This window comes from Mediterraneibacter sp. 210702-DFI.5.30 (genome assembly GCF_020560115.1).
GTDB lineage: Bacteria > Bacillota > Clostridia > Lachnospirales > Lachnospiraceae > Mediterraneibacter > Mediterraneibacter faecis.
The window spans coordinates 1-247 of sequence record NZ_JAJCME010000141.1 but is presented as its reverse complement, the minus strand read 5'-3'; the positions used below and the strand labels follow the sequence as shown (position 1 = coordinate 247).

Here is a 247-nt window from a genome sequence, read left to right as displayed (position 1 = left end):
CTTCACCCATGTGTTTCATTAGGATTGGATCAACCTGATGATTCAAAAAGGCATCAACTTTTAAAACATTGCCAGGCAAAACCGTACCATACTCTTTAATTTTTTCCTGCAGTTCTTTCATGGAGTCCTCCTTAACGGCTTATTTATCATAATTGTACAACTTATAGGTCTGAATTACTGAAATTAATTTTTGAGCGTAATCCGGAGCGGTTGCATAATGGGCCTCTTGCAGCGCCTTAGCAGCTTC

1 protein-coding gene and 1 pseudogene are annotated in these 247 nt (G+C 39.3%); both read right to left on the bottom strand.

Features of this window, described 5'->3' with window-relative positions:
• Window positions 1-121, bottom strand: a pseudogene (locus LI126_RS16090) (xanthine phosphoribosyltransferase); the annotation flags it as partial.
• Between the two features lie 18 nt (window positions 122-139).
• Complete coding sequence (locus LI126_RS15805) at window positions 140-232, bottom strand: hypothetical protein (RefSeq protein ID WP_331469922.1); 93 nt, start codon at window positions 230-232, stop codon at window positions 140-142.
• Window positions 233-247 lie beyond the last annotated feature (15 nt).